The following is a 25,636-nucleotide window of genomic DNA, read 5'->3' as shown; positions in this document are numbered from 1 at the left end:
GTGCCGTCGACACAGACGCCGGGTAGCAATGGAGGTCAGGTATGTCCGGCCACTCAAAGTGGGCGACGACGAAGCACAAGAAGGCGGTCATCGACGCCAAGCGCGGCAAGATGTTCGCCAAGCTCATCAAGAACGTCGAGGTCGCGGCGCGTACCGGCGGTGGCGATCCGGCCGGTAACCCGACCCTCTTCGACGCCATCCAGAAGGCGAAGAAGAACTCGGTGCCGAACGACAACATCGACCGGGCCGTCAAGCGCGGTTCCGGCCTGGAGGCCGGCGGCGCCGACTGGCAGACGGTGATGTACGAGGGGTACGCCCCGGGCGGCGTCGCGCTGTTGATCGAGTGCCTGACCGACAACCGCAACCGGGCCGCGACCGAGGTACGCACCGCGCTGACCCGCAACGGCGGCTCGCTGGCGGACGCGGGCTCGGTGTCGTACATGTTCTCCCGCAAGGGCGTGGTGATCGTGCCGAAGGCCGGCCTGTCCGAGGACGACGTGCTGCTCGCCGTACTCGACGCGGGGGCCGAGGAGGTCAACGACCTGGACGAGGCGTTCGAGGTGGTCTCCGAGCCCGGTGACCTGATCGCCGTCCGGACCGCGTTGCAGGACGCCGGCATCGACTACGAGTCGGCCGAGTCCTCGCTGGTGCCCAGCGTGACCGTACCGCTGGACGAGGACGGCGCCCGGAAGGTGTTCAAGCTGATCGACGCGCTGGAAGACTCCGACGACGTGCAGAACGTCTACGGCAACTTCGACGTCTCCGACGAGATGCTCGCGGAACTCAGCTAGTACTCCGACGTCACCTTGAGGTTCCCCCGGTAGCTCGGAGACTCCGGGAAACCGGGGAACACCAGCCGGGCACGCGCCGGCCGTGTTTTGGCGGATCTGCACGGGTGCCGGGCTCGCGGGGACCACCTACCGTGGCCGGCATGTCGCGGGTAGGCAGGGCACTGCTACGGCGGGTGGACCACGTGTGGGACCAAGGGTGGTTCAACCTCGTGGGGGTGGCCGTTGTCGGCTTCTTCCTCTTCCTCGCCTTGACGCCGCTGAGCGCCGGCGTCGACAGTTTGCGGGCCCAGAAGTGGGGCGTCGGTGGGACCCTGACGGTCGACCGGTGCGCCCTCGACGAGTGGGGCAAGGGCAACCCGTGGTGGTGTCACGGCACCTTCGTTTCCAGCGACGGCAGGCTGCGGCTCAGCGGGGTCCGGTACGAGAGCCACTTCGACGAGGACCCGGGTGTGGCGGGATCTCCGCTCGCCCTTGACGCTCGGGTGGTCGGGCCGGGGTCGTCGAAGGCGTGGCCGCCGGACGATGAGTGGCAGCAGAGCCTGATCGTCGGCACCTTCTGCCTGGTCCTGGCCGGGATGGTCTTCGGGTGGTGGGTCAGCCCGCGCGACGCCGCAGCGCCTTCACCGGCGAAAGGCCGTCGCGGACGCACGAGAACGGCGCAGCGGTGGGGCGGCGGGGGTGCGCGACGCCGCCGACGCGGCCGGCGGTGAGGCAACCGGAGACAGCGCCGGCCGGCCACGCTCACGAGAAAGTAGCCCGGTCGTACTCGACGGGCGCCTTCGCTGTGGAAGTGGCGGTAGAACCTGCTGGCCTCCGGGCGGCCGTTGTCGACGGTGGTGGTTCCGGCCACCGTCGGCCCACCCCGGGCCGCCATGCTGTGGGGGAAGAGATGACGGCCCGGGGCGGGTGTCGGGTGATGAGGCAAGCTGCTCAGCGTCGGCGTGGCACCCAGTAGATGATCTGGCCGACGATCAGCGCGGGATGCCGGTCGGGCAGCGCTTCCAGGGCGCGGGCGAGGTGTGCGGCGAGGTACATCATCAGCCCCACCCGGTCACCGTGGAACCCGGTCAGCAGAGCCAGGCGGGCGTCCTGACAGGGCCAGTCGTGTTCGCATTCTCGACACGCGTAGGTGTCCGTGGGGACGTGCTGCCCGGCCGCCACGCGCCTACGCGGGAGGGACCGCCGTCGGGCGACGTGCCGATGCCATCGCACCCACGGCCCGATCACGGTCTACACCCGCTCGGCGTGCCGGGCCCGGTGCCGCTGTGCCGGAGTGAGATCACCCGGCCGACCGGCATCGAACGCCGGCCGCGCCCACGTCGGCCCGTTCCACCCGTAGTAGCGGTTGGCTTGGTTGTTTCCCGGGGCCGGTTGGGCCTGCCGCGCGGTCGCAGCCGTGCGAACGATCGCGGCTTCGGTCTGGAAGTGCCGAACCCCGGCCCGGAATGCGGCGCGGTCCGGCGGAACCGATGCCGATCGAGTCAAGGCGGGGCAGCGCCAGCGGCGCCCGCAGCGACAGAACAGCCAGCGCAGCCACCACGCCCGGCAATGGCGTCGTACCTCGCGGATTCTCATTCGGGTCACCTCTCTGCCCCTCGGGAAGCGGGTGGGAGAAGGGGCGGGGCAGCTCGGTACGCCCCGAGCCATCCCCGCCCCCGTCGGCGGAGGCGACCCGCCATGGAGCGGGTCTTTGCAGCCACACTCCCGGAACGCTCGTGGGCCGCCACGCAATGAATCCTTCGCCTGAAGTCCACCCTGGACCAGAACGCCTTAGGAGCGGAATATGAACGGAACAGAGTCCTGCTGGAACCTTGCGAGTTGAGCTGGAGTCGGGTGGAGTACATGAGCGATGTACGGGAAGTCCTCAGGAAACAGCGAAACCGGGCGAAGATGACCCGCGATCAGGTGGGGGCGGTCGTCGGTCTCAGCGGCGCCTCGATCGCCTCTTTCGAGCAGGGGCGGATGATTCCCCAGCCGGATACGGCGCGGCTGCTGGACGAGTTGTTCAAGACCGGCGACGAGATCCAACGTTTGGCGCAGGAGGCACGCGACGATGCCCGGCCGACCTGGCTGCGGCCCTGGACCGACAACGAGCAGCGGGCAACGCTGATCCGCTGGTTCGAACACTCCCTGATCCCCGGGCTACTTCAGACGGAGGCGTACGCGCGGGCGATCCTCACCGTCGGGCCGCACCGACGGGACAAGCTGGACGAGTTGACCACCGCGCGGATCGCTCGCCAAGTCGCCGCGTTCGACCGTGACGATCCACCGACGCTCGTGGCGATCATCAGCGAGGCGGCCCTGCGCTACGGCGACGGAGCGCTCATGAAGGAGCAGTTGGCGCACCTCGTCGAAGCCGGCGAGGCGCCGAACGTGCAGGTCCGCATCCTGCCGATGTCAGCCGGCCTGCACGCCGGCCTGACCGGCGCCTTCGTCGTCGCCAGCCTGCCCGGGGCCGGGAGTCCTCGCCTCGGTTACCTGGACGACCAGTTGCGGGGACGGACCGTAGCGGACGCCGAGGATATCCGCGAACTCGACCGGACGTGGGAGAGTTTGAGTGGCCTCGCGCTTCCGTGTGGCCTGTCCCGAGACCTGATCCTGAGGATTATCGATGAGCACAACTGAACCGACGTGGCGGAAGTCCAGTCGTAGTGGTTCGAACGGTGGCGCGTGCGTCGAGGTGGCCGACAACCTTCCCGGCCGGGTCCTGGTCCGGGACACGAAGGACCGGGACGGCGGCACGCTGACGTTCGGCCCGGCCGCCTGGCAGGCGTTCGTCAGCCTGGCGAAGTCGCACCACTGACCGGCGATCCGCGGTGACCATCGTCGGCCTGGTACGCGACTTCGACGCCGACCGGGGATGGGGCGTGCTCGACGCCCCCGAGACCCCCGGCGGCTGCTGGGTGCACTTCTCCGCCATCGCCGCCCCCGGCTACCGCACGTTGGCGCCGGGGCAGCGGGTCTGGTTCCACGCGGAGGCACCCGGGCAGGACGGCTTCGCGTACCGGGCCACGAAGGTCTGGAGCGACGGCCCGGCGGAGCCGCCGGACCGCGAGCCGGACCGGGACGCGCCGGGGGCGTACACCAGCTACGTGACCATCACCTACGACGACCCGCCCACCGGACCTGGCGCGGCTGGTTAGCGCTCGGTGTCCCGGTCGAGCACCGGTTTCACGTCCAGGATCGGGGTGCCGTCCAGCGCCTCCAGGTCGCTTACCCGGATTCTGAGGTCGTCGATCTCCAGCAGGTGTACCCGGTGCAGCCCGATCGGGTTCGGCCGGTCCGGGGACCGGGTGCTGAAGACTCCGGTCGGCGGCCGGTTCGTGTCGCCCCGGGGACGTACCACCAGCACGTCCCGGCGGGACCGGTCGAGCCAGGTCAACAGGAGGACGTCGGTGCCGGCCCGGAGGTCGCGCAGCCCGTCGCGTACCTCGGGCTCGAAGACCAGCCACGCCTCCGGCGAGCCCTCGTCGCCCTGCCTCGGCGCCGACGCCCGGTCGACCAGCGGGGACTCGACCCGCCCGATCGGCCGTACGTCGGAGGACGCCGACGGTGTGCTGCCGGAACTCCGCGTCACGCCTGCTCCTCTCCGGACGCTCGGCGGCGGCTGCGGGTCGCGTACGCCGTCTCGTCCACCGGCCTCTCCGGATGGTCGGCCGAGCCTACCGCCCTGCCCGCCGAGCCGCCGCCGCGTCGAGCGGGACGGCGTCGCGCCGTCCCGCTCGGGAGGTGGCGGAAATCCGCCACCGGGCGTGCCCGGCTTTCAGCAGTTGACCTGGACCTCGGTGGACGGGGCGCAGAAGTTGACGCCGATTCCGCCCGCCCCCTGGTCGTTCCCGGCCTCGCCGGAGAGGAAGTCGTCGCCGTCACCGCCGAACATGCTGTCGTCGCCCTCGCCGGCCCAGACGGCGTCGTCGCCCGGCTCGCCGTAGACGGTGTCGTTTCCCTCGTCGGCGTTGACCTGGTCGTCCTGCGGCCCGGCGCAGACGAGGTCGTCGCCGGCACCGGCGTCGATGGTGTCCGCCCCGAGCCGGCCCAGGATGACGTCGTCGCCGCCGAGGCCGAGGATGGTGTCGTTGCCGCCCTGGCCGTCGATCACGTCCGGCCCGGGGCCGCCGAGCAGGATGTCGTTGCCGGCACCGCCGACCATCGTCGGTACGGCGGCGTAGCAGGCCTGCTGGGGTGGCGGGTCGTCGTCCGCGCCGGCCGGTCCGGCGCCGGCGGCCAGGCCACCGGTGATCAACAGGACCGCGCCGGTGAACGCGGCGAATCTGGTGGTGAGGTGCATGCCGTTGTCCCTTCAGTGGTCCGAGGTGTTGGACAGGTGTGGAACAGGATGGGACGCCGGTACGCGGTAAAACTTCGGCGATCCTTGGATCCGCTGGTCACGGCGCTGTCGACGGTGGTCGCCCGGTCGGGTGCGTGACAGAGCCGGGGCCGCCCGTCGATCCGCGGGCGACGATGGCCCGCAGGCGGACCGCCGGCAGCCGTGCTCGGCGTACCCGGACGGGCCGCCCGGGGGGACAGGGGCGGTGGTCGAGATGGCGGTGGAGTTCCGCGTGCTCGGCGATGTGCAGGTGCGGGTCGGCGGACGTGTCGTCGACATCGGACACGCCCGGCAGCGGTGCGTGCTGGCGGCTCTGCTGGTCGAGCCGGAGCGGCCGGTGCCGGTCGAGCGGCTGCTGGACCGGGCCTGGGGGGAGCGGCTGCCGCAGCGGGCCCGGGAGACGCTGCACGGCTACCTGTCGCGGCTGCGCCAGGCGCTTGCCGCCGCCGACCACCCCGGACCGGTACGACAGCCGGCCGGTTACCTGCTCGCGGTCGATCCGATGGCGGTGGACCTGCACCGGTTCCAGCACCTGCTCCGGCAGGCCCGATCCGTAGCGGCGGCCTGGCCCGGCGGGCAGGCTTGGCCCGCCGGGGAGGCGTCGCCGGGCGGGGAGGCGTCATTTGGCGCGCAGGCCCGGCCCGGTGCGGACGCCGTACGGTCGGAGGCGCTGTACCGGGAGGCGCTGGCGCTGTGGCACGGGGAGGCCTTCGCCGGCCTGGACACCCCGTGGTTCGACGATCTCCGGGTGGCGCTGCACCGGCAGCGGCTCGGTGCCGAACTGGCCCGCAACGAGCTGGTCCTCGCCCGGGGTGGGCACACCGAACTGCTGGACGAGCTGACCGTACGCGCCGCCGAGCATCCGCTGGACGAACGGCTCTGCGGACAGCTCATGGTCGCGCTCTACCGGTCCGGCCGGCAGTCCGAGGCGCTCGAGCACTACCACCGGTTCCGGCTGCTCCTGGCCGACCGGGTCGGCGCCGATCCGGGCGCCCCGCTGTGCCGGCTGCACCGGCAGATCCTGACCGGCGACCCGGCCCTGACCCTGCCCACCCCGCGATCCGGCTCGGACCGGCCCGCCCCGGTCACGTCAGTCGAGCGCGGGTCCGGCGGCACTGCCGGGCAGCTCGGCGTGGTCGAGCCTCGGGACGGGGCCGGCGGCACTTCCGGGCAGCTCAGCGTGGTCGAGGTCCGGGAGGGGAGCGGTGCCGGCGCCGGGCAGCGCGCGGCTACCACCCCGGTACCCCGACAGTTGCCGCCGCCACCGCCGTCGTTTACCGGACGGTGCCGGGAACTCGCCGACCTGGACCGGGCGATGACGGCCGGCCCGGACGGGCGACCGGAGACCGTGGTGATCTCGGCGATCGGCGGCCTGGGCGGAATCGGCAAGACCTGGCTGGCGGTCCGGTGGGCGTACCAGAATCTGGCCCGCTTTCCGGACGGGCAGCTCTACCTGAACCTGCGCGGGTTCGACCCGGCGAGCGAGCCGGTGCCGCCGTCGGTGGCGGTGCGGGCGCTGCTGGACGCGCTCGGCGTACCGGCGGCGTCGGTGCCGCCGGACCCGGACGCGCAGACCGGCCTGTACCGGAGCCTGATCGCCGGCCGCCGGATGCTGGTGCTGCTGGACAACGCCCGGGACACCGAGCAGATACTCCCGCTGCTGCCCGGCACGCCGAGCTGCGCGGTCCTGGTGACCAGCCGGAACCGGCTGGCCGGCCTGCTCACCGGGTACGGCGCCCGACCGCTCGCGCTCGACGCGCTTGCTGGCGCGGAGGCACGGGACCTGCTCACCGGCCACCTCGGCGCCACCCGGGTCGCCGCCGAGGGCGAGGCGGTGGACGAACTCGTACGCCACTGCGCCGGCCTGCCGTTGGCGCTCGGCATCGTCGCGGCCCGGGCCGCCCTCGATCCGGGGTTCTCCCTGCGCGGCCTCGCCGGTGAGCTGCGCGAGGAGGGTACCCGGCTGGACGCGCTCGACGCCGGGGAACTCGCGGCCAACCTGCGGGCGGTGCTGGCCTGCTCCCGGCGGGCCCTGTCGGCGGACGCGGCCCGGCTGTTCGAGCTGCTCGGGCTCGCCCCCGGCCCCGATGTCGGCCTGCCGGCGGTGGCCAGCCTGGCCGGCCTGCCCGTCGTCCGGGTACGCCGGCTGGTGCGCGAGCTGACCGGGGCGCACCTGCTGCACGAGCATCTGCCGGACCGGTACCGGATGCACGACCTGGTCCGGCTCTTCGCCGGCGAGCAGGTGCGGGCCGGGCAGCCCGGCCCGGCCCGGGAGGAGGCCCGGCACCGGCTGCTGGACCACTACCTGCACACCGCGCACACCGCTGCCAAGCTGCTCGACCCGCACCGTGACCCGGTCAGCCCGGCCCCGGCCCGGCCGGGCGTGACGCCGGAGCGGCTGACCGGGCACGGGCCGGCCCTGGAGTGGTTCGCCGCCGAGCACACCGTGCTGCTGGCCGCCGTCCAGCAGCCGGGCGGGCCCGGCTTCGACCGGCACCGCTGCCAGCTCGCCCGGACGCTGACCGTGTTCTTCGACCGGTGGGGCCGGTGGGATCTCCAGGTGGTCGCCCAGCGGGCGGCGCTGGCCGCCACCGACCGGCTGGCGGACCGGGCGGGACAGGCGCAGGCGCACCGCCTGCTGGCCCGCGCCTATCTCCAGCTCGGCCGTTACGACGAGGCGGACCGGCACCTGCGGGAGGCGCTGGAACTCTTCGTCGGGCTGGACGACCGGGTCGGTCAGGCGTACACCCAGCACGTGCTGGCGCGGGTCTTCGAGCGTCGGGGGCGGTACCGGGAGGCGCTCGAGTACGCCCGGCGCAGCCTCGCACTGCACCGGGCGACCGGGCACGACAGCGGGCAGGCGAACGCGTTGAACAGCGTCGGCTGGTTCCACTCGCTGCTCGGCGACCACGAGCAGGCGATCGTCTGCTGCGAACCGGCGCTGCGGCAACTCAGCCGGCTCGGTGACCGGCACGGTCAGGCCACCACCTGGGACAGTCTTGGTTTCGCGTACCACCATCTGGGCCGGCACGGGCAGGCGGTCGCCTGCTACCACCGGGCCCTCGACCTGTTCCGGGATCTCGGGGCGCGCTACCAGCAGGCCGACACCCTGGCCAAGCTCGGCGACGCCGAGGAGGCGGCGGGCAACCCCGAGCGGGCCGGTCACGCCTGGCGGCAGGCGCTGGACCTGCTGCGTCAACTGCACCATCCGGACGCCGCCGAGGTCGGCGCCCGGTTGCACCGGCTCGACGTCCCCGATCGGCACGCCTGAGGGGGGTACCGCCCGGCCGGGGAGGGGTGAGGTTCAGCGGTCGTCCAGTCGCTGTCCAGTGGTTGTCGTCAGGCTGGCTGTGGGCGTACCCGGAAGGGGGTCGACTGATGGCAGGCTCTCACCCGCGCGCGTTGGTGGCGGCGATCGTGGTCTCGGGCCTCGGCCTGGCCGGCACGCTGGTCGCCGGCCCCACCGCCGGCAGCCTGACCGCCACCGGTTCCGCCACCAGCGACAAGCCCCGGCACTCGGCGGCCCGGCTGGCCGTGCCGGTGGTGGCTGCGCCGGAGTGCGCGCTGTTCCGCCGGAACGGCGATCCGGCCCGCACCGCCCGGCGACAGTGACGCGCTCCAGTGTGGAGGGTCGCCGGACCGGCGACTTTCTGGTTGACTCCTCGGGTCAACTTTCCATACATGGGGGAAAATATGCGGCTTCGCTCTGCGTCCGCTCTGCTGTTGCTGCCCGCGCTGCTCGCCACCGGCGGGCCGGCCGAGGCGGCGGCGGGGACGGACAACCAGGTCCGGGCATCCGAACTCTTCCAACCGGTCGAGGCCATCCCGACCGGGTCGACGACCCCGGAGAGCGTCACGATCGGCGACGTGACCGGCGACGGCCGGGCCGACGTGGTGCTCACCAGCAGCAGCCACTTCGACCCGGAGAACGACTACAAGCTCTTCGTCTTCGCACAGCAGGCCGACGGCTCGCTGGCCGCCGCGATCCGGTACCCGACGCGCCTGGTCTACCAGGACGGTGGCGGCGCCGGGGTGGCCCTGCTGGACCGGGACGGCGACGGTCGGCTCGACGTCGCACTGGCCACCCTGGCCGGGGTGGAGATCTTCCAGCAGACCGCCGCCGGGACGCTGGAGAGCCGGGGGATCGTGCCCGGCTCCCGGGCCGCCCGGGCCGTCGTCGCCGCTGACGTCGACGCCGACGGTGACGCCGATCTCGTCACGGGCGGCCACCTCGGCATCGAGCAACTCGTCCGGGGTGCGGACGGGACGCTCACCCCGTCCGTGGTGACCACCGACCCGAGCATCCAGGTCGAGGTCGGCGACGTGAACGGCGACGGCCGTGCGGACGTGGTCGGGCAGGGGCTCCGGCAGGTCAACGCCTATCGTCGTACCGCCGCCGGTGGCTGGAGCCGTGGCCAGGTCGTAGCCGACGACGGTGCGACCGTGATCGGCGGGATCGAGGTCGCCGACGTGAGCGGGGACGGGCGTTCCGACGTGGTGGTGACGCTGGGCTGGAACCAGCCCCGGTCCCAGCTCCAGGTCTTCACCCAGACCGCCGGCGGCGGCCTGGCGAGCCCCGTCGTCCAGCGGGCGTACGACAACCCGGAGACGGTGGAGGCGGCCGACGTCGACGGTGACGGGCGCAACGACGTGGTGCTGCCGCACGGCGGCTACTACGCGCTCAGCACCTGGCCGCAGCAGCCGGACGGCACCCTCGGCACGCCGGTGTACGAGTACCTGCCGTACGCCAGCCACTATCCGGCGCAGGGGCTGGCCCTGGGCGACGTCGACGGCGACGGCCGGGTCGACGCCGTGTTGACCGACTACAACCACGGGCTGCTGGTGCTCCGCAACGCGGGCTGATCCGGCGTTCCGCCCGAGGGTCACGCCGGGGCGGGACGTCGTGGTGGTGTTGGCCGCCACGACGTCCCGCCCCGGGGGTGGTGACCCGGGCGGGGGTGTCAGATGGTGAATCCGCCGTCGACGTTGATCGTCGCCCCGGTGACGTACGAACTGTCGGTGCCGGCCAGCCAGGCGACGGTCGCCGCGATCTCGGCCGGTTCGGCGTACCGGCCGACGGCGGTGAACCCCCGGACGGTGTCGGCCATTGGGCTGTCGGCCGGGTTCGCGTCGGTGTCGGTCGGGCCGGGGTTCACCAGGTTCACGGTGATGCCCCGGGGACCGAGGTCCCGGCCGAGTCCCTTGGTCAGCCCGATCAGCGCGGTCTTGCTCATCGAGTAGAGCGCGAAGCCCGGGAACGGTGCCCGTTCGGCCACGTTGCTGCCGATGCTGATGATCCGTCCACCGTCGACCATGTGCCGGGCCGCCGCCCGCGCGGCGACGAACGGGGCCCGGACGTTCACCGCGACGGTCTGCTCGAACTCGGCCAGCCCGACCTCCGCCAGCGGTCCGACCAGGAACGCCCCGGCGTTGTTGACCAGTACGTCGAGCCGGCCGAACTCACCCGCCGCCCGGTCCACCGCCGCGCCGATCGCGCCCGGGTCGGCACTGTCCGCCCGGATCGCCAGCCCGCGCCGGCCGAGCGCCTCGATCCGGGCCACCACCGCGCCGGCCGCCTCGGCGTCCTGCCGGTAGGTGAGCGCCACGTCGGCACCGTCCTCGGCCAGCCGTACGGCCACCGCCGCACCGATGCCCCGGCTGCCGCCGGTGACGAAGGCGACCTTCCCGGCCAGTACCCGAGCCTGTGCTGAAACAACCTTTTCCATGTCGACCAGCCTGCTCGGGTACCGCGCCGTCGTCTGGCGGCGATCGGACGCCTCGTTCCGGCATCTGGCGGCGATCGGAGGCGTCGTTCTGTCTGACGGCCGATCGGACGCGTCGTTCCGGCGTGCTGGAGCACGAGCCCCGGCCGTCGACCGAGGAACCTGGGCCGGGGCGGGTGGGCAGCAGCGGTGTCCGTCGCGGTCGGAGGCCGGTCGGGGCCAACGGCGGTGAGCTGCCGGGTACCCGACGACCGGGCGGTTTCCGAGCTTTTCGGTGGCCCGCCGGCTCACCCTGCCGGCGGTGCCGGTCGCCCGGTCGGGTACCTGGATCGACGACTGCGCGGATCTTGCCTGGCCGCTCGAACGAATCTTCGCGATCTCCCTCGTGGGATCCGCACGACACGGGGCTCCGGCCGCTACCGTCCCCGGCGGCGAGCGACAGCGGCTCGCCCTCGCCCAGGTCCTGCGGACCGCTCCCCCCGGTCCGCGAGCGAAAGGATCGGCCATGCGTGCAACCGTGGCTGTCACGGCGGCGTCGACCGCCGTGCTGCTGATCGCCGGATGTGGTACCGCAGCTCCGCAGTCCGGTGGTGAGCGCCAGCTCACCGATAACAAGATTGTGTTAGGCGTGCTCAACGACCAGTCGGGCGCCTACTCCGCACTCTCCGGAAAGAACTCGGTCAAGGCGGTCGAGATGGCGATCGCGGACTTCACCGCGAAGTACGCCGACAAGGCGGTGACCGGCGACATCACCGTGGTCACCGCCGACCATCGGAACAAACCGGAGGACGCCCGGACCAAGGCCGTCGAGATGGTCGACCGGCAGGCGGTCGACGCGATCTTCGACGTGCCGAGTTCGTCGGCGGCGGAGATGGTGGCGGACGTGGCGAAGCAGAGCCGGCGGCCGTACTTCGTCATCACGTCCGGCACCACCACACTCACCGGCGCGAAGTGCAACCGCTACACCTTCCACTACGCCTACGACACCTACATGGTGGCGAACGGGACCGGCCGGAACAGCACCGCGCAGGGCGCCCGGAACTGGTACCTGGTCTATCCGGACTACCAGTTCGGCCAGGACATGCAGCGGAGCTTCTCGGAGGCGGTCGAGGCGGTCGGCGGCCAGGTGGTCGCCCGGGACGGGGTGCCGTTCCCGAACACCGACGGCGACTACTCGACGTACCTGCGAAAGGCGCGGACCCTGGAGCCCCGGCCGGACGTGCTCGGCACGATGCAGGCCGGTACCGAGTTGGTTGAGCTCGTCAAGCAGTACAACAAGTTGAAGCTGCGGGACGAGGGGATCGGGCTGGCCGTCGGGCTGATGTTCCTCACCGACATCCACGCACTCGGGCCGGCCGCGCTCTCCGGCACCGTCTACACCGACGCGTGGTACTGGGACTACGACGTACGGAACCGGAAGTTCGCCGACCGGTTCCAGGCGGAGACGGGTACCCGGCCCACGTTCGCGCACGCCGCCAACTACTCGGCCGCGTTGCAGTACCTGGAGGCGGTGCAGGCGACCGGCAGCGACGACGCGGACGCGGTCGTCGGCGAACTGGAGGGCAAGGAGATCGAGGACGTCTTCCTGCGCAACGGCAGGATCCGGGCCGAGGACCACCGGGTGGTGCACGACGCGTACCTGGCGCAGGTCAAGCCGCCGGTCGAGGTGACCGAGCCGTGGGACTACGTCAAGATCCTCAAGACCATCCCGGCGGAGGAGGCGTTCCGGCCACCGTCGGCGGACTGCAAGATGTGACCGGTACCGCGACGACCGGGTCTCGGTAGCACACCGTCGCCGGGCCGGTGGGCGGGGCGACCCCGCCCCGCCCACCCTCGGCGATCCGTCCGGCCACCTGTGGAGGGACCGTTGGCGTCGATCGAAGCCGTACTGCTGGACTGGCGGGGCACCCTGGTCTTCACCCCGCCGCTGTCGGTCTGGGTCGAGCGGTCGCTGCGCAGGGCCGGGCTGGATGCCGGCCCGGCGGAGGTGCGACGAATCGAGGCGGCACTGCTGGCGGCGTTCCGGCAGCCGGAGGTGGCCCGGGCCGACGCGGAGGCGGACCGGTCGGTGGCCCGGCACCGGGCGAGCTACGACCTGCTGTTCGCCGCCGCCGGGATCACGGACCCGCTCGCCGAGGCGCTCTACCAGGTCGAGTCCGACCCGACCGAGAACCCGTTCGCCCCGGACGTACCGGCCACCCTGGCCGCGCTGCACGGCGCCGGCATCCGGGTCGGTGTGCTCAGCGACATCCACTTCGACCTGCGGCCGGTCTTCGCGGCGGCCGGTCTGGACGAGTACGTGCACAGCTTCGTCCTCTCCTACGAGCACGGCGTGCAGAAGCCCGATCCGGCGATCTTCCGGATCGCGCTGGCGGAACTCGGGGTGGAGCCCGGCGCGGCGCTGATGGTCGGGGACCGCTCCGGCCACGACGGCGCGGCGGTCGAGGCCGGCATCCCGACCCTGCTGGTGCCGCCCCTCGCCGACCCGACCGAGCGGCGGCTGCACCTGGTACTCGCGCTCTGCGGTCTGCCCCCGTCCCGCTGACGGTCGCGCCTCCCGGGCAGTGGGAACCGGCCGGGGTGAGGCCGCTCACAATACGATACGGAACGGTGTCGTTTCGGTTTTCCGCTGGTTAGTGTCAGTGCGGATTCAGAAACTTCCCCGCAGCCGAATCCGGCCACGCGGGGTCTCGGGGGGACACCAAGGCATGGAGTTAACGGAAAACACCGGGCACCGGAGGCGCTGGGCCATTCTCGGCGTACTCGTGGTCAGCCTGCTGGTGATCGTGCTGGACAACACGGTCCTGAACGTCGCACTGCGTACCCTGGCCGACCCGGTGCACGGCCTCGGCGCCAGCCAGGGCGAGCTGGAGTGGTCGATCAACTCGTACACCCTGGTCTTCGCCGGGCTGCTGTTCACCTTCGGCGTGCTCGGCGACCGGTACGGGCGCAAGTGGTTCCTGCTGGTCGGCCTGGCGATCTTCGGACTCGCCTCGCTGCTGTCGGCGTACGCGCAGAGCCCGGGTCAACTGATCGGGGCCCGCGCCCTGATGGGCTTCGGCGCCGCCGCCGTGATGCCGGTGACGCTGTCGATCATCTCGAACGTCTTCGACCCCCGGGAGCGCGGTCGCGCCATCGGGGTCTGGGCCGGCGCGATCGGCCTCGGCGTGGCGATCGGCCCGGTGCTCGGCGGCCTGCTGCTGGAGAACTACTGGTGGGGCTCGGTCTTCCTGATCAACGTGCCGGTGGTGCTGATCGGGCTGGTCGCGGTGACCCTGCTGGTGCCGGACTCGCGGGACCCGAAACCGGGCCGGATCGACGTGGTCGGCGTACTGCTGTCGGTGATCGGTCTGGTGGCGCTGTCGTACGGGATCATCGACGGTGGCGAGCACGGCTTCGGCCGGCCGCTGGTCTGGGCGTCGATCGTCGGCGGACTGGCCGTACTCGCCGCCTTCGTGGCCTACGAGCGCCGGATCGAGTTCCCGTCGCTGGACGTACGGCTGTTCCGGGTACCCCGGTTCGCCGCCCCGGTCGCCGTGATCGGCCTGGTCTTCTTCGCCGCCATGGGCGTGATGTTCTTCAGCGCCTTCTACCTGCAACTCGTCCGGGGCTACAGCCCGCTGGAGACGGGCCTGCTGATGCTGCCGTTCGCGGCCGCCCAACTCGTCTTCGCCCCGCGCAGCGCCACCATGGTCAAGCGGTACGGCGGCCGGGCGGTGGCGGTGGCCGGGCTCGGGCTGACCACGGCGGCGCTCGTCGCGTTCGCCTTCGCCACCGCGACCACCCCGATCTGGATCATCGGGCTGATCTTCTTCGTCCAGGGCGTCGGGATGGCCAACATCATGCCGCCGGCAACCGAGTCGATCATGTCGGCGCTGCCCCGGGAGAAGGCCGGGGTGGGCTCGGCGGTCAGTAACACCGTCCGCCAGGTGGCCGGTGCGCTCGGCGTCGCGGTGCTCGGCTCGGTGCTCTCCGGGGTCTACCGGGACCAGATCGAGCCGGCCGCCCGGGCGCTGCCCGCGCCGGTCCGGGACGCCGCGTCCGAGTCGGTCTCCGGGGCGTACGCGGTCGCCGAGCGGCTCGGCCCGGCCGGTTCGGTGGTGACCAGCGCGGCCAACGACGCCTTCGTCTCGGCCATGCACTGGGCCGCCGGGCTGTCGTCGGTGGTCGCCGCCCTCGGCATCCTGGTGGTGCTGCGCTGGCTGCCCGGCCGCTCGGCCGAGGAGCAGGTGCTGCCCCCGGAGCCGGTGGCCGATCCCGAACTGGTCGCCGCCTGAGCGACAGGGGACAATGGTTAACGTGACCGAAACGACGGATGCTCCGCGGGCGCCAGGACGCCCGCGGAGCATCCGCGCGGACGAGGCGATCCTGGAGGCCGCCCTCGACCTGCTCGCCGACGGCAGCAGCATCGAGGCGCTGTCGATCGAGGCGATCGCCACCCGGGCGGGCGTGGGCAAGGCGACCATCTACCGGCGCTGGTCGGGCAAGGAGGCGCTGCTGCACGACGCGCTGCGCCGGCTGAAGCCGCCACCGCCGCCACCGCCCGGCCGGTCCGTCCGCGAGGACCTGATCGCACTGGTCGGCAACACCGGGCACAACCCGGATCCCCGGATGCGGCAGATCATGCCCTGCCTGATGCCGACGATCAGCCGCAGCCCGGAGCAGTACCGGCTCTACCAGGAGCTGGTCGAGCCGAGGCGGCGGATGATCCGTGAGGTGCTGCGCCGGGGCATCGACCTCGGCGAGCTGCGGGCCGATCTCGACGTCGAGCTGACCCTCGCGCTGCTCACCGCGCCGCTGCTGATGCAGCGGCTGCTCCGCGCCCAGCCCGACCTGGACGAGCGCGACCTGCCGGCCCGGATCGTCGACGCGGTCATCGCCGGCATCGTCGCCCGCTGACCGACGGTTTTCCGACTACTCAGACCAGGTCTGTCCGGCTTTCGGCGCCGGCCGCGCCGGAGGCGGCACGCAGCCGGTGCAGGCGCAGGGCGAGCTGCACCTCCAGCGCCCGCTCCGGCTTCTGCCACTCCGGCCCGAGCAGTTGCCCGACCCGGTCCAGCCGCTGGGTCACCGTGTTCACGTGCACGTGCAGCACCTCCGCCGCCCGAGCCAGGCTGCCACCGACCCCGAAGTACGCCTCCAGGGTCTTCACCAGCGCGGTGCCCCGACGGGCGTCGTAGTCGACCACCGGGCCGACGGTGTCGACGAGGAACCGGGCCACCTCCCGGTCGCCGCCCTCCTCGACCGCGCCGAGCAGCAGCCCGACGAAGCCGAGTTCCGCGCTGCTGGCGCCCTCGCCGGCCCGACCCAGCGCCCGCAGCGCGGTCAGGCAGCGGTCGGCCGCCCGGGCCGCCCCGGCCAGCGAGGCGGGACCGGCCGCCGGCCCGCCCGCCCCGGCGGTGACCGGCCGGCCCAGCGCCCGGGACAGGTCCCGGACCACCGTCCGGGCCGCCGCACCGGCGTCACCGCCCGGCAGCATCAGCACCGCCCGGCCGTCCCGGGCCGCCGCCAGGCCACCCTGGGCCGAGGCGTACGTGCTGGCCCACGAGGTGACCCGCTGCCGGACCGAGGTGCTGTCGGCCATCGCGTCGTCGCCGACCGCCACCAGCACGTGCGGGGCGTCCAGGTCCACGCCGAGCCGGCGGGCCCGGCCGCGCAGCGCGGCGACGTCGGTCACCGGCCGGGCGATCAGGTCGTCCAGCAGTTCGCCCCGGACCCGCCCCTCGGCCTCGGCGACGCTCTGCCGGAACAGCAACAGCAGTGCGGTGACCAGCGCCGCCCGCTCCAGGATCCGCTGGTCGGCGTCGACCAGTTCCTCGTCCGGGCGGGACACCAGGGCACCGAGGTTCTCCGTACCGGCGACCACGGCGGCGTACCAGAGGTCGCCCCGGCGCACGCTGCGCCCCTCGGTACGCGACGCCACCACCGCCTCGTCCAGCGCCGTCCGGTCCGGCTCGCCGATCTCGCCGACCCGGGCCAGCGTCCGGCCCTCGGCGTCCAGCGCCAGCAGCGCGCCGCCGAGCACCTCGGTCACCGCCGCCGCCACGTCCTCCACCCCGCCGCCGCGCAGCACCAGCGAGGTCATCCGGTCGTGCGCGGCGGCGGCCCGCTCCACCGACGCGCTGTGCGCCTGGATGGTCGAGTTGGCCGCCGACAGCTCCGCCAGCGCGGCCCGGGTCTCGGCGAGCAGCCGCGCGGTGTCGATCGCCACCGCCGCATGCGCGGCCAGCGAGAGCAGCAGCGACACCTCCTCCCGGGCGAACGGCCGGGCCGAGCGGTTGGCCGCGTAGAGCACCCCGATCACCCGGGAGCCGAGCCGCAGCGGTACCCCGAGGATGGCGACCAGGCCCTCCTCGCCCACCCCGGCGTCGATCTCCCCGGTGTGGTGGAACCTCGCGTCCTCGGGATAGTTCGCGGTCGCGTACGGGCTGCCGGTCTGGGCCACCAGGCCACCGAGTCCGGCGCCCATCGGCAGCCGGAGCCCCTGGAACCGGGCCGAGATCGACCCGTCGGTGACCCGCATGTACGTGTCGCCCCGGTCGTCGTCGACAAGCGTCATGTACGCCACGTCGGTGCCGAGCAGGTGCCGGGCCCGGTGCACGATCGCCCGCAGTACGGCGTCCGAGTCGCGCAGCCCGGCCAGGTCGCTGGCGGTGTCGTACAGGCCGGACAGCTCCGCCTCGCGGCGCCGTCGCCGCTCCAGCAGGGCCCGTACCCGCAGCGCGACCACCTTTGACGCCTCAAGCTCGGCAAGCCGTTCGGCGGGTACCCCGGCGGCCCGGGCGGCCACCAGCGGCCCCTCGAACTCGACCGGAGCGGCCTCCCGGGCGAGCAGCTCCAGGAACTCGATCGGCGAGGACACGGGGTCCATTCTGCGGGAGGTGCCCAGCTCGGCACCGCGCGAGGCGCCCATACGGGTGCTGCCGGGGGTGCCCTCGTCGATCCCGCCGGAGGCACCCACCTCAGTTCGCCGTCCAGCCCCCGTCGAGCGGGATCGACGCGCCGGTGAGGAAGGAGGCGGCGGGGGAGCAGAGGTAGGCGACGAGTTCGGCGACCTCGGCCGGCTCGATCAGCCGTTTGATCGCCGCCCGGGCCAGCATGATCCGTTCGATCACCTCGGTCTCGGCGATGCCGTGCGCGCTCGCCTGCGCGGCGATCTGGCCCTCGACCAGCGGAGTCCGCACGTACGCCGGGTTGACGCAGTTGGCCGTCACCCCGTGCGCCGCGCCCTCCAGCGCGACGACCTTGGAGAGCCCTTCCAGCGCGTGCTTCGCCGAGACGTACGCCGACTTGAACGGCGAGGCGCGCAGCCCGTGCACCGAGGAGATGTTGACGACCCGGCCCCAGCCGTGCGCGTACATGTGCGGCAGCGCCCGCCGGACGATCAGGAAGGGCGCCGTCACCATCACCCGGTGCAGGTGGTCGAAGCGGTCCGGCGGGAACTCGTCGACCGGCGCCACGTGCTGGAGCCCGGCGTTGTTGACCACGATGTCCAGCCCGGCGTCGATCCGCTCGGCGGCACCCGGGTCGGCGAGGTCCAGCCCGAGCGCCCGACCGCCGATCTCGGCGGCGACCGCCTCGGCCCGGTCGGCGTCCCGGTCGACGACTATCACCTTCGCGCCGGCTGCGGCCAGCCGGACGGCGCAGGCCCGGCCGATACCGCTGGCGCCGCCGGTGACCAGGGCGGTCCGGCCGGACAGGTCGAGCCGGACGACCTGCGCGACGGCCTGGTCGGCACCGTCCGCAGCACCCGGCGATCCGGGCTCCTGTTGCCGCCGCCGCGCGGCCTGGTCGTCCCGACCGGGTTCTACCGTCATGGCCGAAAAAGCTACGAGCCAACCGGGCGGCGGCACATGGGCGGCGGCCACATACTCCGGTACGGGCCTATGTGGCGGCTACCGGGCCCGGAAGGCGGAGCAGTGCTGGCCGCCCCACCCGGAGCGGTGTCGCCGGGTCAGCTTCGCCCGGTGAGCCTGACCGAGATCGGCCGGTGCACCGCCGGGGTCGGCCAGCCGGCGCCGCTGATGATCGGGTACGGGCGTGTCGGCGTTTCCGGCCCCGGCGCAGGTCGGTAGGGTGTCGAACACACGTACGTGCTGCGGCACGGGGAGGGGGCGGCGTGCGGGTGCTGGGCGTCGACCCGGGGCTGACCCGGTGCGGGGTCGGCGTGGTCGAGGGCGTGCCCGGCCGGCCGTGCACCCTGGTGGCGTACTACGTCGTCTACACCGATCCGGCCGACGAGCTGCCGCTGCGCCTGCTGCACCTGGACACCGAACTGACCCGGCTGGTCGCCGAGCACCGGCCGGAGAGCGTGGCGGTGGAGCGGGTGTTCAGCCAGCACAACGTGCGGACGGTGATGGGCACCGCGCAGGCGAGTGCGGTGGCGGTGCTGGCCGGTGCCCGGGCCGGACTGCCGGTGCAGACGTACACCCCGAGCGAAGTCAAGGCGGCGATCACCGGTTCCGGCCAGGCGGACAAGGCGCAGATGATGGCGATGGTGACCCGGCTGCTGCGACTGGCCGAGCCGCCCCGGCCGGCCGACGCCGCCGACGCGCTGGCGCTGGCGATCTGCCACATCTGGCGCGGCGGCACCCGGGCCAGGATCGCGGCGGCGGCCGACGCGGTCCGGCAGCGCACGGCCGCGTCCCGGACGGGCGCCCGACCGGGCGCACCGGGCCGGCCCGGCCCGAAGCGACAGGGAGGAACGCGATGATCGCCAGTGTCCGGGGTGTGGTCGCCGGGCTGTCCCCGGACGGCGCGGTCATCGAGGTCGGCGGGGTGGGGCTGGCAGTGCAGTGCGCGCCGGGGACCCTGGCCGGGCTGCGCGTCGGCTCGCCCGCCCGGCTGGCCACCAGCCTGGTGGTCCGGGAGGATTCGCTGACCCTCTACGGCTTCGCCGACGACGACGAGAAGCAGCTCTTCGAGTTGCTCCAGACCGCCAGCGGGGTCGGCCCCCGGCTCGCCCAGGCGGTGCTCGCCGTGCACGCCCCGGACGTGGTGCGCAAGGCGATCGCGAACGGCGACACCGGCACCCTGACCCGGGTGCCCGGGATCGGCAAGAAGGGCGCGGAGCGGTTGGTGCTGGAGTTGCGGGACCGGATCGGCCCGATCCCGGTCGGCCCGGACGGCGCGGCCGGGGTCACCGCCGGTGCCTGGCCGGAGCAGGTACGGCAGGCGCTGGTCGGGCTGGGCTGGACGGCGTCCCAGGCGGACCAGGCGGTGGCGGCGGTGGCGGAGACCGTCGACGGTGAGGTCCCGCCGGTGCCGGTGCTGCTGAAGCAGGCCATCCGGCTGCTGGGCAGGACCCGGTGACCGATCCGGAGGGGCTGATCTCGGCGTACGCCAGCGACGCGGAGCGGGACGCCGAGGCGACCGTACGCCCGAAGCGGCTCGCCGACTTCATCGCCCAGCACCGGGTACGCGACCAGCTCGACCTGCTGCTGCGCGGCGCGATGGGCCGGGGCGCCCCACCGGACCACATTCTGCTGTCCGGGCCGCCCGGCTTGGGTAAGACGACCCTGGCGAACATCGTCGCCGCCGAGCTGGGCGCCGGGATCCGGGTGACCAGCGGTCCGGCGATCGAGCGCTCCGGTGACCTCGCCGCGATCCTGACCAGCCTGACCGAGGGCGACGTCCTCTTCATCGACGAGATCCACCGGATCGCCAAGCCGGCCGAGGAGCTGCTCTACAGCGCGATGGAGGACTTCCGGGTCGACGTGGTGGTGGGCAAGGGGCCGGGGGCGACCGCGATCCCGCTGGACGTGGAGCCGTTCACCCTGGTCGGCGCGACCACCCGGTCCGGGCTGCTGACCGGCCCGATGCGGGACCGGTTCGGCTTCGTGGCGCACCTCGACTTCTATTCCCCGGACGAGTTGGACGTGCTGCTCCAGCGGTCGGCGCGGATTCTCCGGGTGCCGATCACCGAGGGCGGTTCGGCGGAGATCGCCGGCCGGTCCCGGGGTACGCCCCGGATCGCCAACCGCCTGCTCCGGCGGGTACGCGACTTCGCGGAGGTCCGGGCCGACGGGACGGTGACGCTGGAGACCGCACAGGCCGCGCTGCGCGTCTACGACGTGGACGAGCTGGGCCTGGACCGGCTGGACCGGGCGGTGCTGACCGCGCTGGTCGACTCGTTCCGGGGCGGGCCGGTGGGGCTGTCGACCCTGGCGGTGGCGGTGGGGGAGCAGCCGGACACGGTCGAGGAGGTCTGCGAGCCCTTCCTGGTCAGGGCCGGTCTGCTGGCCCGTACGCCCCGGGGGCGGGTGGCCACCGAGGCTGCTTGGCGGCACTTGGGACGTACTCCCCCTAATGGTACATTTGGTACTAGCGGGCCCGCGGTGCCCGATCTCTTCGCCACAGGGTCCCCGGATGTGTGATCCGTTCGTGATCCGTGCCGCATTCGGCGTTCTCAGGTGCAGGGACTAGACTCGCCGCGGTTTGTACAGGACGTGAGTTCCTGCCTCCGCTCCGGCATTCCGATGCCGTGACGAGGCCGAGGGAAGGTCGTAACAGTGCCTTTGTTGGCAGCACAGAGCGGCGGCGGGCCCGGCAGTTTCATGCCGCTCCTCATGATTGTCCTGCTCTTCGTCGTCATGTACTTCATGATGATCCGGCCGCAGCAGAAGCGGCGCCGTGAGGCCGAGCAGATGCAGTCCTCGATCGGCCCCGGCGACGAGGTGGTCACCATCGGCGGTCTCTACGGCACCGTCACCAGCGTGGACGACGAGACCGTGATGCTCGAGGTGGCGCCCGGTGTGCAGACCCGGTACGCGCGACCGGCGATCGCCCGGGTCACCAAGACCGCCGAGCGGGTCGAGTCGGTGCCGGAAGAGGTCGACGCCAAGGAATGACCGACCCGCCCGACGGGGCAGGTCCGGCATCGACAATAATTGATTGACGGACCGGTGGGACCACCCACCGGTGCGCTACGCATGGCGTCGGACTTCGCCGCCGCCCGCCCGACCCGCCGCCCACCACTAGCGGCCGAACCGCGCAGGGAGACAGGAAAGCCGTGGCACCACCTCAGGGACAGATGCGACCCGGGCGGCAGCTGGCCGTCCTAGGGTTGATCTTCACCGTCCTCTACCTTCTGGTGTTCTTCGCCGCCGGGGCCAAGGGCGGTTGGATGGATCGGCTTGAGCCCAAGCTCGGCCTGGATCTCATCGGCGGCACCCGGATGACCCTGGAGGCGGCCACCGAGGCCGGCCAGGCGCCGCCGGCCGGCTCGCTGGAGGAGGCCCGGGGCATCATCCAGGCGCGGGTGGACGGCCGTGGCGTCGCCGAGGCCGAGGTGGTGACCGAGGGCAACCGCAACATCGTGATCTCCGTACCGGGGCAGAACGCCGACCTCGACGACGTCGGCACCCCGGCCGAGCTGCGCTTCCGCAAGGTGCTCAAGACCGTCGACGGCGGCGGCCCGGTCAACACCCAGCCGGCTCCCAGCGCCTCCGCCAGCCCGGCCCCGTCCGGCAGCCCCGCCCCGTCCGGCAGCCCGTCCCCGGCGGTGACCTCGTCGCCGGGCGCCGGTGGTGGCCAGGGTGGCGGCGCACCGGCTCCGACGCCCACGCCGTCCGGCAGCGCCTCGCCGACGCCGAGCGCCCCGGCCAGCGCACCGCCGGCCGCGCCCGTCGACCAGACCGTGGCGGCCCAGCGCGCGGCGGTGGAGCAGAAGGTCGGCGCGGCGGCCTGGGCCGCCGCGAGCGCGCTCCAGGCGCCGGCCGACTTCAGCGCGGACCCGACGCTGGCCGAGAAGCTCAAGCCGTTCGCCGACCTGACGCCGCAGGAGATCCGGGCGCTGCCGGCGAACATCCAGTTCAACGTTCCGACCATCACCTGCGAGAAGCTCGACCAGCGCCCGCCGGGCTCGATCAAGGAGTCCAAGGAGCAGGCGGTCGCCTGTGAGGGCGGGCAGCAGAAGAACCTGCTGGACGTGGCCAAGGTCGAGGGGACCGACGTCCAGGACGCCGACGGCGTGATGGACCAGACCACCAGCCAGTGGGTGGTCAGCCTGGACTTCACCGGTGACGGCCAGAGCAAGTGGACCAACCTCACCCGCGAGGCGTTCAACAACACCGACAACCAGTGCGACCAGGCGGCGCTGGGCGACGAGGGCAAGTGCCGGGTCGCCGTGGTACTCGACAACCACATCATCTCCTCGCCCGAGATCCAGGGCGTGCTGACTGGCGACTCGCAGATCACCGGCAGCTTCACCAACGCCTCCGCCAGCGAACTCGCCAGCCAGCTCCGCTACGGCGCCCTGCCGCTGACCTTCCAGGCGCAGGAGGCGCAGAACATCACCGCCACGCTCGGTACCGAGCACCTGCGGGCGGGTCTGCTCGCCGCCGGCATCGGCATGCTGCTGGTGGTCATCTACGCGTTCTTCTACTACCGGCTGCTGGGCTCGGTGATCTTCCTCAGCCTGGTCCTCTCCGCCGCGCTGGTCTTCGGCGCGCTGGTGCTGCTCGGCCGGCAGATCGGCTTCACCCTGACGCTGGCCGGGATCGCCGGCTTCATCGTCTCGTTGGGTGTCGCCGCCGACTCCTTCGTCATCTACTTCGAACGACTGAAGGACGAGATCCGGGAGGGCCGGAGCCCGCGTAGCGCGGTGCCCCGGGCGTGGATCCGGGCCCGTCGGACGATCATCTCGGCGAACGCGATCTCGATCATGGCCGCCGTGGTGCTCTACCTGGTCTCGGTCGGCACGGTGAAGGGCTTCGCCTTCGCGCTGGGTCTGGCCACCCTGCTCGACCTGGTGGTCGTCTTCCTGTTCCGGCATCCGATCATGACGATGTTCGCGCGTACCCCGGCGTTCCTGTCGCCACGGGTCAGCGGACTGGGGCGGGCGTTGGAGTCGCACACCGAGAACGAGGCGCCGACGACCGGCAAGACCCGCGTGAAGGAGGCATGAGATGAGCAGAAGTGGTCTCGCCGGCCGCTTGTACCGCGGTGAAGCCGGTCTCGCGATCGTCCCCCGCCGGAAGCTGTGGTTCGGCATCTCCGGTGGTCTGGTCCTGCTGACCGTACTGAGCTTCATCATCCAGGGCTTCAGCCTCGGCATCGAGTTCAAGGGCGGCAACGAGTTCCAGGTGCCGACCAGCGTCGGCACCATGCACCGGGCCGAGGAGGCGGTGCACGCCGCGCTCGCCGGTGAGACGACGGCGGACGGGCCGGCGGAGGTGGTCTCCAGCCAGCAGGTCGGTGACACCACCTACCTGTTCCGGACCTCGCCGCTGGACCAGACCCAGGCCACCGAGGTACGCACCGCCATCGCCGGTGAGTTGGGCATCGAGGTCGACGCCATCAGCGACAACCGGGTCAGCGCGGCCTGGGGGGCCCAGGTCACGCAGCGGGCCGTGATCGGTCTGGTGATCTTCCTGGTACTGGTCACCGGCTACCTGGTGCTCCGGTTCGAGTTGCGGATGGCGATCGCCGCGGTCGCCGGTCTCGCCCTCGACCTGGTGCTCACCGCCGGCATCTACTCGGCGGTCGGCTTCGAGGTGACCCCGTCGACCATCGTCGGCTTCCTCACCATCCTCGGTTTCGCCCTCTACGACACGGTCGTGGTGTTCGACAAGATCCAGGAGAACACCCGGGGCATCACCGGAGGCAGCACCCAGACGTACCCCGAGGCGGCCAACCTGGCGCTCAACCAGACCCTGATGCGGTCGATCAACACCTCGGTGGTCGCGCTGCTGCCGGTGGGCGGCCTGCTCTTCATCGGGGCCGGACTGCTCGGTGCCGGCACGCTCCAGGACCTCGGTCTGGTGCTCTTCGTCGGTATGGGCGCCGCGTTCTTCTCCTCGATCTTCTTCTCCACGCCGCTGCTGGTGTCGCTGAAGGAGCGGGAGCCGAGGATCCGCACGCACACCCAGCGGGTGCTCGCCCGGCGGGCCGGTGGCGGCCGGGACACCTCGGCCGCGCGTCGCCCGGCCCGCCAGCCCAGCCAGGGCCGCCCGGACACCGAGACGCCGGCCGAGCAGCCGGTGGACGAGGAGGCTCCGGTCCCGGCGAGCGAGGCGACCGCGCTGGCGGGCGCCGCACCGAAGGTCGGCACCCGGCCGTCGGGCAAGCGGTCCGGTGGCGGTGCCCGGGGCGGTCGCTCCGGCGGCAACCGGCCCGGTGGCAAGCGGCGCTGAGCCGGACGAACGGAACACCAAGGCGCCCGACACGTCGCCCCAGGCGGCGCGTCGGGCGCCTTCGCCCGGAAAGGACGCAGTGTGACGGAGACCCCGACCGAGGTACGCGGCGACAGCGGACCGGTCACCGCCCAGTTGGTGGCCAGCCGGGTGCTGGACGTGCCCGACTTCCCGAAGCCGGGCATCATGTTCAAGGACCTGATGCCGTTGTTCGCCGACGGTGCGGCGTTCCGGCAGGTGATCGACGACATCGTCGCGTACCACGGCCGGGACTCGTTCGACGTGGTGGTCGGGATCGAGGCGCGCGGCTTCGTGGTGGCCGCCGCCATCGCGTACGCCACCGGGGTGGGGGTGGTGCCGGTGCGCAAGGCCGGCAAGCTGCCCCGGGCCGCCTACGCCGCCTCCTACGCGCTGGAGTACGGCGAGGCCACCCTGGAGGTGCACCAGGACGCCTTCACGGCCGGACACCGGGTGCTGGTGGTCGACGACGTACTCGCCACCGGTGGGACGGCCCAGGCCACCCTGGAGCTGGTGGAGCGGGCCGGCGGTACGGTGGCCGGGTTCACCGTCCTGCTGGAGTTGAGCTTCCTGGACGGCCGGAACCGGCTCGCGCCCCGACCGGTTCATGCCCTTCTGAGCGTCTAGTCCCGGTTGACCGTC

Annotated in this window: 23 protein-coding genes and 1 pseudogene; 19 read left to right on the top strand and 5 right to left on the bottom strand. The window is 72.6% G+C overall.

Annotation, left to right across the window (positions count from 1 at the left end):
• Positions 1-41: 41 nt before the first annotated feature.
• The 5 genes from Pen02_RS37205 (at position 42) to Pen02_RS37185 (ending at position 3,934) form a co-directional block, all read left to right on the top strand.
• A complete protein-coding gene (locus Pen02_RS37205) occupies positions 42-791 on the top strand; it encodes a YebC/PmpR family DNA-binding transcriptional regulator (protein ID WP_203870875.1) in 750 nt (249 codons plus the stop codon).
• Between the two features lie 140 nt (positions 792-931).
• The gene (locus tag Pen02_RS37200; protein WP_203870874.1) at positions 932-1,501 is read left to right on the top strand and encodes a hypothetical protein; all 570 of its coding nucleotides are present in this window, start codon (positions 932-934) and stop codon (positions 1,499-1,501) included.
• A gap of 1,132 nt (positions 1,502-2,633) precedes the next feature.
• On the top strand, positions 2,634-3,416 hold the full coding sequence (locus tag Pen02_RS37195) for a helix-turn-helix domain-containing protein (RefSeq protein ID WP_203870873.1): 783 nt from the start codon (positions 2,634-2,636) through the stop codon (positions 3,414-3,416).
• Positions 3,403-3,594, top strand: a complete 192-nt coding sequence (locus Pen02_RS37190; protein ID WP_203870872.1) for a DUF397 domain-containing protein — start codon at positions 3,403-3,405, stop codon at positions 3,592-3,594. The genes Pen02_RS37195 and Pen02_RS37190 overlap by 14 nt, the downstream gene beginning before the upstream one ends.
• A 13-nt stretch (positions 3,595-3,607) precedes the next feature.
• Positions 3,608-3,934 (top strand): cold-shock protein, encoded by a 327-nt coding sequence (locus tag Pen02_RS37185; protein WP_203870871.1) that lies wholly within the window; start codon positions 3,608-3,610, stop codon positions 3,932-3,934.
• Here the strand turns inward: Pen02_RS37185 and tsaA are convergent.
• Positions 3,931-4,368, bottom strand: coding sequence for a tRNA (N6-threonylcarbamoyladenosine(37)-N6)-methyltransferase TrmO (gene tsaA, locus Pen02_RS37180; protein ID WP_203870870.1), 438 nt, complete (start codon positions 4,366-4,368; stop codon positions 3,931-3,933). The genes Pen02_RS37185 and tsaA overlap by 4 nt on opposite strands.
• 186 nt (positions 4,369-4,554) lie before the next feature.
• On the bottom strand, positions 4,555-5,079 hold the full coding sequence (locus Pen02_RS37175) for a calcium-binding protein (RefSeq protein ID WP_203870869.1): 525 nt from the start codon (positions 5,077-5,079) through the stop codon (positions 4,555-4,557).
• A gap of 253 nt (positions 5,080-5,332) precedes the next feature.
• Here Pen02_RS37175 and Pen02_RS42710 point away from each other — a divergent pair, with 253 nt between their 5' ends.
• The 3 genes from Pen02_RS42710 (at position 5,333) to Pen02_RS37160 (ending at position 9,981) form a co-directional block, all read left to right on the top strand.
• On the top strand, positions 5,333-8,389 hold the full coding sequence (locus tag Pen02_RS42710; protein ID WP_203870868.1) for an AfsR/SARP family transcriptional regulator: 3,057 nt from the start codon (positions 5,333-5,335) through the stop codon (positions 8,387-8,389).
• A 107-nt stretch (positions 8,390-8,496) separates the two neighbouring features.
• Positions 8,497-8,730 carry a hypothetical protein gene (locus tag Pen02_RS37165; protein ID WP_203870867.1) on the top strand — a complete coding sequence of 78 codons (234 nt, stop codon included), beginning with the start codon at positions 8,497-8,499 and terminating at the stop codon, positions 8,728-8,730.
• Between the two features lie 81 nt (positions 8,731-8,811).
• The gene (locus tag Pen02_RS37160) at positions 8,812-9,981 is read left to right on the top strand and encodes an FG-GAP repeat domain-containing protein (RefSeq protein ID WP_203870866.1); all 1,170 of its coding nucleotides are present in this window, start codon (positions 8,812-8,814) and stop codon (positions 9,979-9,981) included.
• A gap of 98 nt (positions 9,982-10,079) precedes the next feature.
• Here Pen02_RS37160 and Pen02_RS37155 read toward each other — a convergent pair whose 3' ends face one another.
• The gene (locus tag Pen02_RS37155; RefSeq protein ID WP_203870865.1) at positions 10,080-10,844 is read right to left on the bottom strand and encodes an SDR family NAD(P)-dependent oxidoreductase; all 765 of its coding nucleotides are present in this window, start codon (positions 10,842-10,844) and stop codon (positions 10,080-10,082) included.
• 502 nt (positions 10,845-11,346) lie between these two features.
• Here Pen02_RS37155 and Pen02_RS37150 point away from each other — a divergent pair.
• From Pen02_RS37150 to Pen02_RS37135, 4 genes are all read left to right on the top strand, one after another.
• On the top strand, positions 11,347-12,597 hold the full coding sequence (locus Pen02_RS37150; protein ID WP_203870864.1) for an ABC transporter substrate-binding protein: 1,251 nt from the start codon (positions 11,347-11,349) through the stop codon (positions 12,595-12,597).
• A 111-nt stretch (positions 12,598-12,708) separates the two neighbouring features.
• A complete protein-coding gene (locus tag Pen02_RS37145) occupies positions 12,709-13,386 on the top strand; it encodes an HAD family hydrolase (protein ID WP_203870863.1) in 678 nt (225 codons plus the stop codon).
• A gap of 163 nt (positions 13,387-13,549) precedes the next feature.
• Positions 13,550-15,118 (top strand): MFS transporter, encoded by a 1,569-nt coding sequence (locus Pen02_RS37140; RefSeq protein ID WP_203870862.1) that lies wholly within the window; start codon positions 13,550-13,552, stop codon positions 15,116-15,118.
• Between the two features lie 13 nt (positions 15,119-15,131).
• Positions 15,132-15,740, top strand: coding sequence for a TetR/AcrR family transcriptional regulator (locus tag Pen02_RS37135; RefSeq protein ID WP_203870861.1), 609 nt, complete (start codon positions 15,132-15,134; stop codon positions 15,738-15,740).
• Positions 15,741-15,759: 19 nt separating this feature from the next.
• Here the strand turns inward: Pen02_RS37135 and Pen02_RS37130 are convergent, their stop codons facing one another.
• The gene (locus Pen02_RS37130; RefSeq protein ID WP_203870860.1) at positions 15,760-17,712 is read right to left on the bottom strand and encodes a helix-turn-helix domain-containing protein; all 1,953 of its coding nucleotides are present in this window, start codon (positions 17,710-17,712) and stop codon (positions 15,760-15,762) included.
• A 91-nt stretch (positions 17,713-17,803) separates the two neighbouring features.
• Positions 17,804-18,658 carry a 3-hydroxybutyrate dehydrogenase gene (locus tag Pen02_RS37125; RefSeq protein WP_203870859.1) on the bottom strand — a complete coding sequence of 285 codons (855 nt, stop codon included), beginning with the start codon at positions 18,656-18,658 and terminating at the stop codon, positions 17,804-17,806.
• Between the two features lie 302 nt (positions 18,659-18,960).
• Between Pen02_RS37125 and ruvC the strand changes: the two are divergent.
• The 7 genes and pseudogenes from ruvC to Pen02_RS37090 form a co-directional block, all read left to right on the top strand.
• Positions 18,961-19,473 (top strand): annotated as a pseudogene (ruvC, locus tag Pen02_RS37120) (crossover junction endodeoxyribonuclease RuvC); the annotation flags it as partial.
• Between the two features lie 77 nt (positions 19,474-19,550).
• Complete coding sequence (gene ruvA / locus Pen02_RS37115; protein ID WP_203870857.1) at positions 19,551-20,153, top strand: Holliday junction branch migration protein RuvA; 603 nt, start codon at positions 19,551-19,553, stop codon at positions 20,151-20,153.
• Positions 20,150-21,217 carry a Holliday junction branch migration DNA helicase RuvB gene (gene ruvB / locus Pen02_RS37110; RefSeq protein WP_203870856.1) on the top strand — a complete coding sequence of 356 codons (1,068 nt, stop codon included), beginning with the start codon at positions 20,150-20,152 and terminating at the stop codon, positions 21,215-21,217. Before ruvA ends, ruvB begins: the two co-directional genes overlap by 4 nt.
• Positions 21,218-21,358: 141 nt before the next feature.
• The gene (yajC, locus tag Pen02_RS37105; protein WP_203870969.1) at positions 21,359-21,691 is read left to right on the top strand and encodes a preprotein translocase subunit YajC; all 333 of its coding nucleotides are present in this window, start codon (positions 21,359-21,361) and stop codon (positions 21,689-21,691) included.
• Positions 21,692-21,852: 161 nt separating this feature from the next.
• Positions 21,853-23,748, top strand: a complete 1,896-nt coding sequence (secD, locus tag Pen02_RS37100; protein ID WP_203870855.1) for a protein translocase subunit SecD — start codon at positions 21,853-21,855, stop codon at positions 23,746-23,748.
• Between the two features lies 1 nt (position 23,749).
• On the top strand, positions 23,750-24,976 hold the full coding sequence (gene secF / locus Pen02_RS37095) for a protein translocase subunit SecF (RefSeq protein ID WP_203870854.1): 1,227 nt from the start codon (positions 23,750-23,752) through the stop codon (positions 24,974-24,976).
• 81 nt (positions 24,977-25,057) lie between these two features.
• The gene (locus Pen02_RS37090; RefSeq protein WP_203870853.1) at positions 25,058-25,621 is read left to right on the top strand and encodes an adenine phosphoribosyltransferase; all 564 of its coding nucleotides are present in this window, start codon (positions 25,058-25,060) and stop codon (positions 25,619-25,621) included.
• Positions 25,622-25,636 lie beyond the last annotated feature (15 nt).

Origin of the sequence: Plantactinospora endophytica (assembly GCF_016862915.1) — a bacterium.
In the GTDB taxonomy this organism is placed as follows: domain Bacteria; phylum Actinomycetota; class Actinomycetes; order Mycobacteriales; family Micromonosporaceae; genus Plantactinospora; species Plantactinospora endophytica.
The sequence above is the reverse complement of the archived record's forward strand: the minus strand, read 5'-3'. Positions and strand labels throughout refer to the sequence as shown.

What these genes read in the sequence shown, in the direction of transcription:
- Pen02_RS37205 (WP_203870875.1), top strand. Translation starts at nt 42, where the DNA reads ATGTCCGGCCACTCAAAGTGGGCGACGACGAAGCACAAGAAGGCGGTC.
- Pen02_RS37200 (WP_203870874.1), top strand. Translation starts at nt 932, where the DNA reads ATGTCGCGGGTAGGCAGGGCACTGCTACGGCGGGTGGACCACGTGTGG.
- Pen02_RS37195 (WP_203870873.1), top strand. Translation starts at nt 2,634, where the DNA reads ATGAGCGATGTACGGGAAGTCCTCAGGAAACAGCGAAACCGGGCGAAG.
- Pen02_RS37190 (WP_203870872.1), top strand. Translation starts at nt 3,403, where the DNA reads ATGAGCACAACTGAACCGACGTGGCGGAAGTCCAGTCGTAGTGGTTCG.
- Pen02_RS37175 (WP_203870869.1), bottom strand. Translation starts at nt 5,079, where the DNA reads ATGCACCTCACCACCAGATTCGCCGCGTTCACCGGCGCGGTCCTGTTG.
- Pen02_RS42710 (WP_203870868.1), top strand. Translation starts at nt 5,333, where the DNA reads ATGGCGGTGGAGTTCCGCGTGCTCGGCGATGTGCAGGTGCGGGTCGGC.
- Pen02_RS37165 (WP_203870867.1), top strand. Translation starts at nt 8,497, where the DNA reads ATGGCAGGCTCTCACCCGCGCGCGTTGGTGGCGGCGATCGTGGTCTCG.
- Pen02_RS37160 (WP_203870866.1), top strand. Translation starts at nt 8,812, where the DNA reads ATGCGGCTTCGCTCTGCGTCCGCTCTGCTGTTGCTGCCCGCGCTGCTC.
- Pen02_RS37155 (WP_203870865.1), bottom strand. Translation starts at nt 10,844, where the DNA reads ATGGAAAAGGTTGTTTCAGCACAGGCTCGGGTACTGGCCGGGAAGGTC.
- Pen02_RS37150 (WP_203870864.1), top strand. Translation starts at nt 11,347, where the DNA reads ATGCGTGCAACCGTGGCTGTCACGGCGGCGTCGACCGCCGTGCTGCTG.
- Pen02_RS37140 (WP_203870862.1), top strand. Translation starts at nt 13,550, where the DNA reads ATGGAGTTAACGGAAAACACCGGGCACCGGAGGCGCTGGGCCATTCTC.
- Pen02_RS37135 (WP_203870861.1), top strand. Translation starts at nt 15,132, where the DNA reads ATGGTTAACGTGACCGAAACGACGGATGCTCCGCGGGCGCCAGGACGC.
- Pen02_RS37130 (WP_203870860.1), bottom strand. Translation starts at nt 17,712, where the DNA reads ATGGACCCCGTGTCCTCGCCGATCGAGTTCCTGGAGCTGCTCGCCCGG.
- Pen02_RS37125 (WP_203870859.1), bottom strand. Translation starts at nt 18,658, where the DNA reads ATGACGGTAGAACCCGGTCGGGACGACCAGGCCGCGCGGCGGCGGCAA.
- ruvA (WP_203870857.1), top strand. Translation starts at nt 19,551, where the DNA reads ATGATCGCCAGTGTCCGGGGTGTGGTCGCCGGGCTGTCCCCGGACGGC.
- secF (WP_203870854.1), top strand. Translation starts at nt 23,750, where the DNA reads ATGAGCAGAAGTGGTCTCGCCGGCCGCTTGTACCGCGGTGAAGCCGGT.